Origin of the sequence: Vreelandella lutescens, assembly GCF_014640815.1 — a bacterium.
GTDB lineage: Bacteria > Pseudomonadota > Gammaproteobacteria > Pseudomonadales > Halomonadaceae > Vreelandella > Vreelandella lutescens.
In genome coordinates, this window is sequence record NZ_BMHM01000007.1 from 80043 (window position 1) to 93672 (window position 13630).

A 13630-nucleotide genomic window follows, 5' to 3' on the forward strand; every position below is an offset into this window, starting at 1 on the left:
ACCTTTGATTGTTGTTAGATACCTAGGCGGCTTAACGCTCGATCAATAGCGCGATACCCTGCCCACCGCCAATGCAGAGCGTAATAAGCCCATAGCGCCCCTGAATACGCTCCAGCTCATGCAGCGCCTTCAAGATTAAAATAGCGCCCGTTGCCCCCACAGGATGTCCAAGAGCAACCGCTCCACCATTAGGATTTAGCTTTTCTAGCGGAAAGCCGAGCGTCGAGGCCACCGCCATCGCTTGGGCAGCGAACGCTTCATTGGATTCAATCACATCGATATCGTTGATCGTAAGCCCTGCCTGCTGAAGGCAGCGCTTAACTGCGGGAATAGGCCCTAACCCCATCAGCGATGGCTCCACACCCGCCGTGGTGGCCACCCGCAGCCGAGCACGCACTGTCAGCCCCCGCGTCTGTGCCTCTTCGGCATGAGCCAAGACCAGCGTTGCCGCGCCATCATTAATACCCGAGGCGTTGCCCGCCGTGACCACGCCGTCGCGTTTGAACGCAGGTTTTAGACGCGCTAAATCACCGAGTTCAACGCCCTCGCGGACATGCTCATCACGGGCAAAGGTCAGCGTTTGCTTACCTTTCATCACCTCAACTGGCACGATTTGTGTATCAAAACGCCCTTCTGATATTGCCCGCGCTGCTTTTTGATGGCTATCGAGGGCGAACTGATCCAACTGCTCGCGACTCAGCCCGTACTGCTGAGCAATATTTTCAGCGGTGATCCCCATATGGCCACTGCCGAACGGGTCGCTAAGCACCCCCAGGGTTAAATCTTGGATGCTTGTGTCGCCCATACGAATACCGTTACGCGCCTGGGGGGCTAACACGTAGGCACCACGGGACATGGTCTCGGCACCGCCTGCTAAAGCAAGCCGGCTGTCGCCTAAGGCAATTTGCTGCGCAGCCGACACCACCGCTTGAACCCCAGAGCCGCACAGCCGGTTAACATTAAAGGCACCGGCTTCTTTGGGAGCACCTGCATTGAGCGCAATATGACGGGCCAAGTAGGCATCTTCAGGGCCAGTGGTAATAATATGACCGTACACGGAGTGATCAATGTCCGTGCCCTCCACCCCTGCTCGGCGCAGCGCTTCTATGGCCGTAAGGGTACCTAGCTCATGCGGGGCAAAGGATGACAGCGCCCCACCAAACCCGCCAATGGCCGTGCGTGCACCGCCCACAATGACTACGCTATCCAGCTGCATACATGCTCCTTGTTAACAATACTCCGGCCCTAACATCACAGGTCCTTGCATCACAGGGTCTTGCCCAGCAGCGAACGCGCGATCACCTCTTTCATGATCTCGGAGCTGCCGGCGTAAATCGTTTGTACCCGTGCATCCAGATAAAAGCGTGAAATGGGGTACTCCTGGGTGTAGCCGTAGCCACCAAACAGCTGCAAGCAGCGATCAATCGCATGGCACTGCAGTTCGCTCAGCTGTAATTTCAGAATAGCCGCATCGGTGCTACTCATGGTGCCTTGTCGATACCGTTCGACACACTGTTCAAAATAGGCTCTTGCCATCTCCAGCTGGGCTTTAATCTGCGCCAGCGTAAAGCGGGTATTTTGAAAGTCGGCGATTCGCTGGCCAAAGGCTTCCCGCTGGGTGACGTACTCAAGCGTTAGCGCTAGCGCACCTTCTATTGCCCCCAAAGCTTGGGCACCCACGCCTAAACGCTCCCGAGGCAGCTCTTGCATGAGGTAGCGAAACCCTTCGCCCTCTTCACCTAATAGCGCATTAGCAGGCAGTTTCAGTTGATCAAAAGCCAGCTCCGCCGTGTCGCTAGCGTGCTGGCCAATTTTTTTGATCGGCTTACCACGAGAAAAGCCGGGCAACGTGGTGTCCACTAAAAACAGCGAAACCCCTTTTGCGCCAGCGTTGGGGTCTGTTTTCGCGCACACGATGACCAGGTCGGCTACCTGACCATTGGTGATGAACAGTTTGCTACCGTTGAGCAGCCAACCATCGTCTATACGCGTGGCTCGGGTTTTCATCGCCGCTAAATCGCTGCCTGCGTGGGGTTCGCTCATGGCAATCGCTCCTAAGCAATCACCTTGCGCCATGCGCGGCAGCCATGTCTCTTTCTGTTCAGGCGACCCCAGATTCTGCACATAGGGCATGACGATATTGGCGTGAATGTTGTAGGCACTGGCAAGGCCACCAAAACCTTGGCGAGACATCTCCTCCAGTGCCAGCTGTGTCACCGCAATATCGGCCCCTGAACCGCCATACGCTTCATCTAGATCAATGCCTAACAGCCCCGCGGCGCCTAGCGCCTTCCATAAAGAACGCGGTATTTCCCCAGCGTCTTCCCACTGCTGATAAAAAGGAGCCACTTCCTGTGCTAAGCAGCGGGTAATCATGGTGTGAAAAAGCATGTGTGTCTGCTCGTCCATCATGACTCCTTGAGCTCTTGGCGCAGGTGGCGTTTTAGAATTTTACCTGCCGTGCTTTTTGGCAATTCGTCAGTAAACACCACGCGCTTAGGTACTTTATAAGGGGCTATCATGCTCTTAGCGTGTTGGATCAGCTCCTCTTCGCTGGCATCTTCGCCCTCTTTGAGTACGACCACCGCGGTAATCGCCTCAATCCATTTATCATCGGGCAGCCCGACGACGGCTACTTCAGAAATTGCCGAGTGTTTAAACAGGGCTTCTTCCACTTCTCGGCTGGCCACCAACACACCGCCCGTATTGATGACATCTTTAATACGGTCAACGATATACAAGTAGCCCGCCTCATCGACATACCCCACATCTCCAGAGTGGAACCACCCTCCCTGAAAAGCTTCTGAGGTCATCTCAGGTTTATCCCAGTAGCCGATCATAAGCTGTGGCGAACGATGAATAATTTCGCCGTGTTCCCCTGGGGCGACATCGTTTCCCTCTAAATCGACGATACGCGTTTCTACCGTGAGAATCGGACGGCCCGCCGATGCTGGGCGCTCCGCATGCTCTTCAGGTCGTAAAACAGTCGCCAATGGCGCTATTTCGCTCTGGCCGTAGCAGTTGTATAAGCCCACGCCAGGAAAGCGCCGCTGCATCTCTTCCAGTACCGGCACCGGCATAATAGAAGCGCCGTAATAGGCTTTTTTTAGGCTAGAAAGATCGTACTGGTCGAACTGCGGATGGCGTAAAAGACTGATCCACACCGTGGGTGGCGCAAAAAAAGAAGCAACTTGGTATTGAGCCATCGCGGCTAAGCAGCTGTCGGGCAGCGGCGCTTCGAGGAGAATGACCGGGGCACCCAGCAGTAACGCGGGCATCAAAAACACGTGCATTTGCGCGGAGTGGTAAAGCGGCAATGCGGCCAACATCGCCTCGCTGCCTTTAATATCCAGCTCCACCATGCACGCCATATACTCTGCCATTAACGCCTGATGGCTCATCATCGCGGCCTTGGGCGCGGCGGTCGTGCCCGAGGTGTAGAGCAGCTGGGCAAGGCTACTCCCTTCTAGCGCTACGTCGGGCTCATTACTTGAGTGGGACGACTCGACGCTGGCTAATACGTCGAAGCCGCTAGGCTCCACAGCATGCAAGGTGCCATTCACCGTCAACGTGATTGCTTGAGTAGCCTCGCGCACTTTGTCAGCAAGTGAGGCGTCGCTCAGTACTCCCTTAGCGCCTGACTGCTGCAAAATGTAGCCAAGCTCATCACTACTCAGGGCAAAGTTGACCGGGACATGCACCAGCCCAGCCTTGACCGCTGCCAGCCAAGCAATCACATAGGCGTCAGAGTTTTTGCCATAGACGGCGAGGCGGTCTCCTGGGATAAGCCCCGCCTGCAAAAGAGCGTTAGCCACTCGGTTAGCGGCAGCGTTGAGGGCTTGATAGCTCCATGAACGGTCGGCAAAGCGCAGCGCAAGCTGCTGGGGGTATTTACGAGCGCTGCGGTTAAGCGCAGCGCCAATGGTATTACGATGGATAGAGTCGGTGAGCGTCATGCTAAGTCCTTGTTGTTATCGTCTAAAAGGCTTCAGCGATGAATTAACCCGTTACCAATGGGCAGACACTTTCTGACAGCGGCCGGAACGCCTCCTCTGCTGGGATAGTGCGCACGACGCGGAAAAGGTCATCTGCATCGGCCGACTCTTCAGGTGTTTTCACTTCGACGAGATACATATCATGCACCATGCGGCCGTCTTCACGGATATAGCCGTTCTGGGCAAAAATATCGTTAATCGGTGTCTCTGCCATCTGCTGGCGCACCGTTTGTATGTCGTCGGTTCCTACCGCCGCAATGGCCTCTAGATAGTGGCGCGTACTGGAATAGATCCCGGCGTGAACCATGGTCGGCATGCTGCCCGTGCGCTCACGAAACCGCTCTGCCCAGGCACGCGTCTCTTCGTTAAGGTCGTAATACCACGCCTTGGTAAACTGCAGCCCTTGCGCATTCTCAAGACCAATACTGCGGATATCGGTACTAAACAGCACCATACCTGCCAGCACCTGACCGGCCTGCGTAATACCGAACTCACCCGCTGTTTGTACCGCGTTAATGGTGTCGCCACCGGCATTGTTTAAGGCAATCACATCCGCGCCAGAGGCTTGCGCTTGTAACATAAACGATGAGAAATCGTTGTTGGGGAATGGGTGACGAGCGCGGCCTACGATGGTTCCGCCATTTTCAGTCACTACACGTTCAACGTCCGCTTCAAGCGCATGCCCAAACGAGTAGTCAGCGCTGAGTAGGTACCAGTTTTTATAGCCCTCTTGCGTAATCGCTTTGGCGGTACCATTGGACATTGCCCAGGTGTCGTAAACCCAGTGGATATGATTGGGCGAGCAGTGCTCATTGGTAACACCGGATGAAACCGCACCATTCACTAAGCCCAGCTTATCGGCCTCTTGCAACAAACTGACTGCCGCTAATGTGACCGATGACGCCACCAAACCTGTGACCATGTCGACGTTGCGCTCATCGATCCACTCACGTACGACGCTAGAGCCAACATCGGGACTATTTCGGTCATCGGCACTAAAGACAACGATATTGGCACCCTGCACGCTACCGCCAACATCTTCGATCGCCATATGAATGGCATCCTCGCCAAGCGGGCCGATGGGATCACGGTAAACACCTGACATATCAGCCAAATAGCCAATCCGAATCTCATTATCAGAGATGCCTTCATTGGCCGTTACTTGAGGCGCGTAGACCGCCGTAAGCACCGCTGCTGATAGTGCTGTCATTGCGAAGCGACGTGATAGTTGCATGATATATACCTGTCTATTGTTGTTATTAAGCCAGTATTTACTGTGCATTTATTCGATGAACCACCTGCATAGTAAAAGTAAACACTCGGCTTCTGTTTACCTAACAAGCCAGTTTTTTTGCAATTCGTGCCATTCGTATCGGGTGCAGTCAGCCGGAGCATTAGGGGTTGTGGGCCGCCAGCGTTACAATAGCGTTAATGACACATGGCGGAGGAATACAGTTTGGCAAGCACTGAGGCCGATACGTTTTTACCCGAAGCACTGCAATTTCGCCCTGATACCCCGTTAGTGGATATTGGCGCGAACCTGACCCATGAAAGTTTCCAGCGCGACCTGGGTGATGTGCTGGCGCGGGCCAGGGCAGCCAATGTCACGACGCTTATCGTGACCGGCACCGATGTCGCCCACGCTAAGCAGGCCGTGCAGATGGCGCAGCAGTACACAGGGGTCTACGCAACGGCGGGCGTTCACCCCCATGATGCCAGTGGGTGGGACGACACGGTCGCCCAAGAAATGCAGCTGCTTTACCGTATGCCGGAGGTCGTGGCGGTTGGCGAGTGCGGGTTAGATTTTAATCGCAACTTTTCAACCCCAGAGCAGCAGGAGCATGCGTTCGAGGCGCAGCTGGCCCTGGCAGCAGAGAGCGGCCTGCCGCTATTTCTTCATGAACGGGATGCCGGCAAGCGAATGCAAGACATACTGCGCAGTTGGCGAAATGACATTAGCCAGGCGGTTATACACTGCTTTACGGCAGACCAAGAGACGCTGCATGGCTATCTTGATTTAGATCTGCATATTGGTTTGACGGGCTGGATATGCGATGAGCGCAGAGGCCATCACCTGCGTGATATGGTGCGTGATATACCGCTAGACCGCCTAATGGTGGAAACCGACTGCCCTTACCTACTGCCCCGCAATTTGCCTGCTAAATTGAAGGGACGCCGCCACGAACCAGCGCTACTGCCCTGGATTGTTAAAGAAATAGCCCGCTGGCATGACGTGAGTGATACCGAGCTTGGCGCGGCGACCACTCGCACCGCCCAGCGTTTTTTCCGAATTAAAGCGGACGCTTAAAAGGAGCAACTGCGTGGCTGACTATCCTGGTTTTATTGCCATTGAAATAGGCGAAGATAATGGCTTGCCGCTCTCTATAGCGTGGTCGTTACCCGACGGTCGAATCAAACAAACGCTGATCCAGCCGGACGACAGCTGGATCACTGAAGATAGCAATGTGATGGGCGCTTATAGCATTGAGGAGTTAGAGAGCTTAGGCGTCAGCCCTCTAGATGTGATTCGTGAATTAGAGAACGATCACTTCTCTGCCACGCTCTACACCAGCGATAACGGCGAAGATGAGGCCGCGCTGGCGCGTTTGTTTGACACCTACGGTCTGGACCCCTTTGTAGAGCTGGCACCCGCACAGGTATTGTACGATCAGCTCAGTTCTAGTGAGTGGCATCGCCTGCGTAGCGAGATGTTTAACGACTTGGGCTTAGAGCCGATGCGCCCGGAGCACGAAATTGAAGTGATGCTTTCGCTGCACCAACAGCTTAATGAAAAAGATTAAGCGCTAACCTCAGTGGCTTCTAGCAGCGCTCTGCCTGCGGCGATTGCCTGTTCCAGCGTATTGCCCTGCTGATAGTAGCGCGCCAAGGCTATATAAAAAGCATTGGCGCGTGGCGGCAACCCTTCTGCTAAATAGCGCTGCGCCCTGGCACCGACTCTCTGCGCAAAGGCATCTCGGTCTACCTCAACTTCGCCCCCTAGGTTATCCACGCTAACGTGGAAGGTACGCCCGCAGGCCTGGGTGAATAGCTGTTCCAGCGCCTGAGGCGCAATTTCAGCATTTTCGAACGCCTGCTGCTCTTGGGCATTACGGCCATCGGGCAAGTACCAATAGCCATAGTCTTCTAACAGCCGGCGTTTTTCGCCCGCAATACACCAATGGCTGATTTCATGTAGCGCGCTGGCAAAGTAACCACGCGCAAAAATGACCTGATGATAAGGCGTTTGATCGGTGGCCGGACGATACAGCGGCTCATCGCCCCCTTTAACCAAACGCGTCTGGCACTGCACTGCAAAGACGCCATCAAACAGCGCCATAATATCGTCTAGGGTCCAACGCTCTTGCTCGTCACTCACCATATCGCCACTTTTCCCATGCATTTCGCGCAGTATACCCGCTGTGGCTTAGCCAGCTAAAGAGGAGACAGCAAAGCGCAGCGACTCCTGCTACTCTATCGGCCTTTCTTAGGTCTCTTTGCTAAAGGGGAACCATACCTTGGGCGGCTTCACTAGCGATATCAAATCCATCTATTGGCCAGAAACTCGAACGCTGGTCGCGTTGGCTCTGCCTATTTGCGGCGCTCAGCTAGCCCAGGCGGGCATGAGCGTGGTCGATGTCATCATGACAGGTAGGCACAATGCTACCGATTTGGCCGCCGTCTCGGTAGGTTCCAGCCTATGGATGCCGCTGATGCTGTTTATGACCGGCACGCTAATGGGGCTAACGCCTATTGTGGCGCACTTACTGGGCGGCCAGCGCAACCATGATATTCGACCCGCCGTGCATCAAGCCCTTTGGGTAGCCTTGGCATTAGGCCTGATCGCTGCAGGTTTATTATGGGTCGCTGTCACGCCTATTTTCGAGTTGATGAGCGTGCCCCCTAGTGTGGCTCGTGAGTCCGCCGCTTACTTGAGCGCAGTTGCCTTTGGTATGCCCGGCATTGCGCTTTTCCAGGCGTTACGAGCCTTTTCTGATGGCATGAACCATACGCGCCCGGCCCTGTGGATTAGCCTTGTCGGCCTTACTGTCAATATTCCCTGTAACTACGTGCTGATTTACGGCGGCGAAGGGTTGGTGAGCCTGTTTGGCGCGCATACACCCGATAGCGTGCAGCAGCTCCCTGCGCTGGGTGCTTTTGGCTGCGGCATTGCTACCGCTATCTCCATGTGGACCATGGCCATCGCCATGGCCTTCTATACACGTCGCGGTAGCACCTATCGCAGCGTGTCCCTTTGGAAACAGCTTACCCCTCCCAACCTAGCGGGTATCCGTGAGCTTGTAGTGGTTGGGGTGCCTATCGGCGTTGCGATTTTTGTTGAAGTTACCCTGTTTACGCTAATCGCACTGTTTATAGCCAGCTTTGGGGAAGTCACCGTAGGCGCGCACCAAATCGCCCTCAGTTACACCACTATCTTGTTTATGCTGCCCATGTCGTTAAGCATGGCCCTGACGGTTCGTGTCGGTAATACACTGGGACAGCGACGTTTAGCCATGGCGCGTAAAGTCGCTTGGAATGGCATTACGATTAGCGTAATCGTCGCGGCGATCAACAGCACGCTATTGTGGTTTACGGCCCCAACGGTGATTGCGCTATACACATCAAATACTGAGATTCAGGCATTAGCATTAACTATTATCGCGCTAGCGGTTATTTTTCAGCTGTCGGATTCTCTGCAGGTGAATTTAGCAGGGGCCTTACGAGGCTATAAAGACACGCGCATTGTCATGGTCATTACCGTGCTCTCTTATTGGATTGTGGGCTTAGGAGGGGGCCACTGGTTAGGAACCTATGGCTTGGGAGGTTTGTCTGATCCGATGGGTGTACACGGTTACTGGATTGGGCTGATTGCTGGTCTCAGCACGGCTGCTGTATTGCTGGCTTGGCGATTAAAAAAGATCAGTCAACAGGAGTAATTCATGCCTCCCAAACGACGTTACGGTGTGTGGCTAGCCGCGTCGGCTAGCCTGCTTCTGGTGGGATGCGGCGATAATAGCGCCGATCAAGCCTGGGCGACCTATCACCAACAGCTGGCAGACACGCTTAACACCACCACTCCTGAACGCAGGGAGCCCCGCAATATTGGTGCCTTTCCTGAACGTCAGCAACGTTTGATCGACGTTCCAGAAACCCGTGATGGCATGCTCAACATCTACGCCCTACGCGAGTGCCAAATTACGTCTCTTATTGCGGCACGCAACAATCAGCTTGGCCGCGTTGCTCCGCCAAGCCAACACTGGCTGTATGAGCGCACGCTGTGGCAGAGACTGAGTACCTGTTTGAATAGCGAAGTACCGGATAGCTTGAGTGACGATGACCACGCACGCCTAGCGCAGCTAACCGAGCTAAAAACAGCACAGCTACCCTCGGTGAGCTGGAATGCCATCTTTGATTCTGAAGAGTGGGAAAAAAGCTTTTCGAGAGCGAGTAGCCCTCTTCCCCCACACTCACCTATCGACTTAAGCAGCCAACTAGCTGCCATCGAGTATCTTAGACAAATGGTGGTTCAGCAATTCAGCCTTGCCTGGGAGCAAGACTCCTCGACACTTGAGAACCATCTCAAAACGCTGCAGGAGCGTCCTTTAACCGCGGAAGTACTTCGCTCTTTGCTACTGGCTGAACAGCGGATCGGTGAGGCAAATAGGCTCCTAGAGCGCGAAGCGGACGCTAACGCTTGCCTATCATTGGACGAACCTGAATGGATCGCGACTCTGGCGCTGCAGTCGCAACAGTGGCTCGAAAGCATCAATCATTTAATCAATAGCCATCCTCTTTCGCCGCCTCCCGCCATTGATGAGTATCAAAACAACTGGCTTTCCGTGAGTAACCCAGAGGCTCCTTGGCAGCAGTTTCAAGCGGCATGGGATGAGCACAAAGCGTTAAAAGACTCGTTTAAACACTGTGCTTCTGATTAAAAATGACGTTTGCGCTTAACCTAGCGGTCAAGCTGTGCTATTGGTGAAGGTAGCGGCAGGCGGTCACCGCTGTCTGCCAATGTCGTGACCACGCAGTACAAGGAGGGACACCATGGGCGCACCCCTGTCAACTCGCTCTGCCCAGGTCATCGACCTGGAAACCGTGCGTCAGCGTCAGCAGGCGCGGAAGTGTTTAGTTCGTTTAGCACCGGAGCTAGATGGATTAGAGATGGTCTACCAGCTCGCTGCGAGTCCCGACACCTATTATGGCCTCCCTATTCTTGCTTGGGGGCTTAGGGAAGATGGCAACGTGGTGGGACTCGTCCCATGGATGGAGTCACTGGCGGCCTGTCATGAACTGGATAGTCATGAAAGCGGTTTCTTCGTTGGATACCGCGACCCTGAAACCGATGAAATCTTCGACACTCCTCCAGATCACAAGTACGACGAACTCACTGCTGCGGCAAGCTATTTTGAGTATGAAGCCTCTGGCGACATTACCCTGATCCAGCAGCTGCCTGATACCTTAGGCACCCATGCACTCTGCATGCATCACCCCAATGCGCCTTGGCAAATGAAACCTGTGTATGGCTGGCGTTTATACAGCGACGGTAGTGTAGAAGCGATGCTGGCAGATGAGCAGAAAGCCACGATGACCCCAATACTTCTGGGCGATAAATGTCTCTACGACGCCCACTCCCAGCATCAAACCGTTTACTTCTTCCAACGCCATATAGCTAATCGGATTCTGGAAGAGGACCCGGCCACGCTCGAAGCACTCGCCATGATGGTGGTACCAAGCAGCGATAGTCCATAGCGACTCAAGCCAAGGCGCTTCACCCTTAGTCGGTGAGCGCCTTGCTGTGACTCCACAAAATCACGCCAAGCGGATAAAGTAGATGTATTGATCATCCGCGCTATTTTGATCCAGCAGCTCATGGCCTAAAAACTGGCAAAACTTTGGTACATCACGCGTAGTAGCAGGGTCAGTTGCCACTACTTTCAACACTTGGCCAGACGCCATATCACGCACTTTGTTGTGCATGAGCATAATGGGCTCTGGGCAGTAGAGACCTGTGGTATCTAACGCAGCATCAAACGCGCTGGGGTCATCCGTATTAACAGTCATCGACTCTCTCGGCTAGGAAACAGACACTATGATAAAAATCATCATTGAACGACGCATTATGCCCGGTTTAGAAGACGAATATGAACAGGCAGCACGCGAAGCGATGCGTGTCTCCCTGGGTGTCCGGGGCTTCGTTGGTGGTGAAACCTTGGTAGAGCTAGGCCACACAGACCGCCGCTTGATGATTACCAAATGGCGCGACCTGCGTGCCTGGAAAGAATGGCACGCCAGCGAAGAGCGTGCCATGGCGATGCAGCGCATTTTACCGCTACTGACAGAAGATGAAACCATCCGCATTTATGAACCAGGGTACTAAGCCATATGTTCAGCGCATGTGTTAACCAGTATTAGTGAGCAAGCCTCACATGTACCGTCACTTCTTCTCTGTCATGGTAGAGGTGGCGGCAGCTAATTTTAGCGCTCACCCCCGCTGTCGCTAATGACTCCTCCAACGTTGTTAGGCAACGTGTCACTTCATCCCAACGTTTTTTCATGGGTAGTTTCAGGTTAAAAATCGCCTCGCGGCACCACTTGCGGGTTAGCCAACGCTCAACCATCGCGAGTACGCGCACCGGCTTATCAACGATATCACATACCAGCCAATCCAAACGCTGGGGCGGCTCCCAGGTAAAGCCATCTTCGCGTAAGTGATCAATTTGCCCAGTCGACATCAACTGTTTATCCATTGGGCCATTGTCGATGGCATACACATACATCCCACGTTGCACCAATTGCCAAGTCCAGCCCCCCGGCGCTGCACCTAGGTCCGCCGCTTGCATATGCGCCGATAAACGATCATCCCACTCTTCCCGAGGGATAAACTCGTGCCACGCTTCCTCTAGCTTTAGCGTCGACCGACTAGGTGCCCTAGAGGGAAAGCGCAGCCGACGAATACCGTTAATTAGCTCGCTTCGATTGTCAGGGAAACTCATCCCTAACTGTACGCGATCACCATCGGTCCAAAAAATATGTAACCGGCGAGCGCCTGCCTTGCCACGCAATGCACCACGCTTTTTCAACATACTCTGCAACGGTTTTGTCAGCGCTTTAATTAAGCCTGCCAACGCTTTGCCATCGTTGGTATCCGGTGTTTCATGCCAGATCTCTTCAAAGCTCCAGCGGCTTGCTTTGACTTGCTCTAAAATCGCTGTAAGACGGTCATCCCGAGATAACGTCAAGGCAGGCAGTGCCGCCAAGCTTTGCCGTGCAAAAATAAGCCGTTTGAAGGCTGCTTGACGATGCAGATCATTAATCGCTTCGCCATCTTGGCGCGCTAAACTTACCCAGCCCTCACCTTGCGTCGGCTCGCAGGGAACGCCTTGCTGCTTCGCATGGTGCTGCATCTCTGCCAACGCATCGCTTTCAAAACCTGGACGGCAGTAAACTAGCCATGACGTGGGTACCGTATCGCTCACCTTTCACCTCAAACTTAATATGCAACCAATAAACGCGGCATAGAACGCCATGCTCGCGTGGCGGCGTGCATCATAGCACTTTATGAGTGCCTCTCTCTAAGCGCGTCGTCTTTTCATCAGAAGTGTCGTACACTATCCGTTGAATATCTCGACAGTCCTTTCTTTATGGAGAGGGCTTTTTTTATGTCATGCAAAACCATTTGTATAACAGCGCACTCCGTATATGACGGTTGCGTTTGCCAAGGAGAGCATCATGGGGCAGCGTCCTCCCCTCTTAATTAATCGGCTTGATGCAGATCGCTTGCAGCGCCTGATTGATGCAGCGACTGAAAAGGATCAAATGGTGGCTGAGCTGTTACAAGATGAGCTTAGTCGCGGGGAAGTCGTCGATCCCGAAGAAATCCCAGATAACGTTGTGAGTATGAATAGCCAAATTCAGTTTACCGACCTCACACGCAATCAGCAGATGGTACGTACACTGGTTTACCCACACTCATTAGCCAACACCCAAGACGCCATCTCTATTATGGCGCCCATTGGAGCTAGCCTGTTAGGCCTAAAGGTAGGCGATACTATCGATTGGCCACTGCCCAACCAGCAGGTCGCCCGCTTACGTGTAGATGCTATCCTATGGCAACCTGAACGCGAGAAACAGTACCACCGCTAACGGCAACTGCTAGCTGCCTACTCTAGCCGCTCTTATTGAGCGGCTTTTTTATCGGCGGTTTCTGCGCTGGTCTATGGTCTGACGCCCACAACAAAAAGCCCCGTGCAGGCTATGCACGGGGCTTGAACGCGGTGGCGCACTTATCAAGCGCGCAACAAAAAACCCAGCCGATTGGCTGGGTTCTTTGCAGTATAAGTGCCTGACGATGACCTACTCTCGCATGGGGAGACCCCACACTACCATCGGCGCTAAGCGGTTTCACTTCTGAGTTCGGCAAGGGATCAGGTGGTTCACGCGTGCTATGGTCGTCAGGCGTAACTTGTCATGTACATCATGCTGAACAGGTAATTAATGTTTTGTGATCGTCTCTTTCGAGCAAGCCTCTTAGCTTGCTGCTGCGTATCCGGTTCTCTGAGTGCGTTCACACTCCTCGTTATTACTGCGACCAGACCCCTTGGGTGTTATAGGGTCAAGCCTCACGGGCCATTAGT

Annotated in this window: 14 protein-coding genes and 1 rRNA gene; 7 read left to right on the plus strand and 8 right to left on the minus strand. The window is 53.9% G+C overall.

The genetic code is table 11. From position 1 onward, the window contains the following. Nucleotides 1-31: 31 nt before the first annotated feature. Genes bktB through IEW65_RS16120 form a run of 4 tightly spaced genes read right to left on the minus strand, consistent with a single transcriptional unit; the run spans nt 32 to nt 5229 of the window. Entirely contained in the window at nt 32-1216 is a 1185-nt protein-coding gene (bktB, locus tag IEW65_RS16105) for a beta-ketothiolase BktB (RefSeq protein WP_188640475.1), read from the minus strand. Between the two features lie 50 nt (nt 1217-1266). After that, nucleotides 1267-2409 (minus strand): acyl-CoA dehydrogenase family protein, encoded by a 1143-nt coding sequence (locus IEW65_RS16110; RefSeq protein ID WP_188640476.1) that lies wholly within the window; start codon nt 2407-2409, stop codon nt 1267-1269. Further along, nucleotides 2409-3956, minus strand: coding sequence for a fatty acyl-CoA synthetase (locus tag IEW65_RS16115; RefSeq protein WP_188640477.1), 1548 nt, complete (start codon nt 3954-3956; stop codon nt 2409-2411). The genes IEW65_RS16110 and IEW65_RS16115 overlap by 1 nt, the downstream gene beginning before the upstream one ends. Before the next feature lie 43 nt (nt 3957-3999). Beyond that, entirely contained in the window at nt 4000-5229 is a 1230-nt protein-coding gene (locus IEW65_RS16120) for an ABC transporter substrate-binding protein (protein ID WP_188640478.1), read from the minus strand. A gap of 204 nt (nt 5230-5433) precedes the next feature. On the opposite strand from IEW65_RS16120, the gene IEW65_RS16125 reads away from it, so the two are divergent. After that, nucleotides 5434-6303, plus strand: a complete 870-nt coding sequence (locus tag IEW65_RS16125) for a TatD family hydrolase (RefSeq protein ID WP_188640479.1) — start codon at nt 5434-5436, stop codon at nt 6301-6303. A gap of 13 nt (nt 6304-6316) precedes the next feature. After that, nucleotides 6317-6796 carry a hypothetical protein gene (locus IEW65_RS16130; protein WP_188640480.1) on the plus strand — a complete coding sequence of 160 codons (480 nt, stop codon included), beginning with the start codon at nt 6317-6319 and terminating at the stop codon, nt 6794-6796. Here IEW65_RS16130 and IEW65_RS16135 read toward each other — a convergent pair. Continuing rightward, nucleotides 6793-7395: an elongation factor P hydroxylase gene (locus tag IEW65_RS16135; protein ID WP_229755598.1), complete on the minus strand. Its 603-nt coding sequence runs from the start codon at nt 7393-7395 to the stop codon at nt 6793-6795. The two genes, IEW65_RS16130 and IEW65_RS16135, sit on opposite strands and share 4 nt — an antisense overlap. A gap of 115 nt (nt 7396-7510) precedes the next feature. On the opposite strand from IEW65_RS16135, the gene IEW65_RS16140 reads away from it, so the two are divergent. From IEW65_RS16140 to IEW65_RS16150, 3 genes are all read left to right on the plus strand, one after another. Continuing rightward, nucleotides 7511-8929 carry an MATE family efflux transporter gene (locus tag IEW65_RS16140; protein WP_188640481.1) on the plus strand — a complete coding sequence of 473 codons (1419 nt, stop codon included), beginning with the start codon at nt 7511-7513 and terminating at the stop codon, nt 8927-8929. A gap of 3 nt (nt 8930-8932) precedes the next feature. Further along, complete coding sequence (locus IEW65_RS16145; RefSeq protein ID WP_188640482.1) at nt 8933-9928, plus strand: DUF3080 family protein; 996 nt, start codon at nt 8933-8935, stop codon at nt 9926-9928. A 112-nt stretch (nt 9929-10040) separates the two neighbouring features. Next, nucleotides 10041-10745 (plus strand): hypothetical protein, encoded by a 705-nt coding sequence (locus IEW65_RS16150; protein ID WP_188640483.1) that lies wholly within the window; start codon nt 10041-10043, stop codon nt 10743-10745. 60 nt (nt 10746-10805) lie between these two features. Here IEW65_RS16150 and tusA read toward each other — a convergent pair whose 3' ends face one another. Next, nucleotides 10806-11057, minus strand: a complete 252-nt coding sequence (tusA, locus tag IEW65_RS16155; RefSeq protein WP_188640484.1) for a sulfurtransferase TusA — start codon at nt 11055-11057, stop codon at nt 10806-10808. Between the two features lie 28 nt (nt 11058-11085). On the opposite strand from tusA, the gene IEW65_RS16160 reads away from it, so the two are divergent. Further along, nucleotides 11086-11373, plus strand: coding sequence for an antibiotic biosynthesis monooxygenase family protein (locus IEW65_RS16160; protein ID WP_044629788.1), 288 nt, complete (start codon nt 11086-11088; stop codon nt 11371-11373). A 31-nt stretch (nt 11374-11404) separates the two neighbouring features. Here the strand turns inward: IEW65_RS16160 and rlmM are convergent, their stop codons facing one another. After that, nucleotides 11405-12472 carry a 23S rRNA (cytidine(2498)-2'-O)-methyltransferase RlmM gene (gene rlmM, locus IEW65_RS16165; RefSeq protein WP_188640485.1) on the minus strand — a complete coding sequence of 356 codons (1068 nt, stop codon included), beginning with the start codon at nt 12470-12472 and terminating at the stop codon, nt 11405-11407. A gap of 253 nt (nt 12473-12725) precedes the next feature. Between rlmM and rnk the strand changes: the two genes are divergently transcribed. Beyond that, nucleotides 12726-13139 (plus strand): nucleoside diphosphate kinase regulator, encoded by a 414-nt coding sequence (gene rnk, locus IEW65_RS16170; protein ID WP_188640486.1) that lies wholly within the window; start codon nt 12726-12728, stop codon nt 13137-13139. A gap of 197 nt (nt 13140-13336) precedes the next feature. On the opposite strand, the gene rrf is transcribed toward rnk, so the two are convergent. Beyond that, a 5S ribosomal RNA gene (gene rrf / locus IEW65_RS16175) occupies nt 13337-13452 on the minus strand. Between the last annotated feature and the right edge of the window lie 178 nt (nt 13453-13630).

What these genes read in the sequence shown, in the direction of transcription:
- IEW65_RS16160 (WP_044629788.1), top strand. Translation starts at nt 11,086, where the DNA reads ATGATAAAAATCATCATTGAACGACGCATTATGCCCGGTTTAGAAGAC.
- IEW65_RS16150 (WP_188640483.1), top strand. Translation starts at nt 10,041, where the DNA reads ATGGGCGCACCCCTGTCAACTCGCTCTGCCCAGGTCATCGACCTGGAA.
- IEW65_RS16145 (WP_188640482.1), top strand. Translation starts at nt 8,933, where the DNA reads ATGCCTCCCAAACGACGTTACGGTGTGTGGCTAGCCGCGTCGGCTAGC.
- bktB (WP_188640475.1), bottom strand. Translation starts at nt 1,216, where the DNA reads ATGCAGCTGGATAGCGTAGTCATTGTGGGCGGTGCACGCACGGCCATT.
- IEW65_RS16120 (WP_188640478.1), bottom strand. Translation starts at nt 5,229, where the DNA reads ATGCAACTATCACGTCGCTTCGCAATGACAGCACTATCAGCAGCGGTG.
- rnk (WP_188640486.1), top strand. Translation starts at nt 12,726, where the DNA reads ATGGGGCAGCGTCCTCCCCTCTTAATTAATCGGCTTGATGCAGATCGC.
- IEW65_RS16110 (WP_188640476.1), bottom strand. Translation starts at nt 2,409, where the DNA reads ATGGACGAGCAGACACACATGCTTTTTCACACCATGATTACCCGCTGC.
- IEW65_RS16115 (WP_188640477.1), bottom strand. Translation starts at nt 3,956, where the DNA reads ATGACGCTCACCGACTCTATCCATCGTAATACCATTGGCGCTGCGCTT.
- IEW65_RS16135 (WP_229755598.1), bottom strand. Translation starts at nt 7,395, where the DNA reads ATGCATGGGAAAAGTGGCGATATGGTGAGTGACGAGCAAGAGCGTTGG.
- IEW65_RS16125 (WP_188640479.1), top strand. Translation starts at nt 5,434, where the DNA reads ATGGCGGAGGAATACAGTTTGGCAAGCACTGAGGCCGATACGTTTTTA.
- tusA (WP_188640484.1), bottom strand. Translation starts at nt 11,057, where the DNA reads ATGACTGTTAATACGGATGACCCCAGCGCGTTTGATGCTGCGTTAGAT.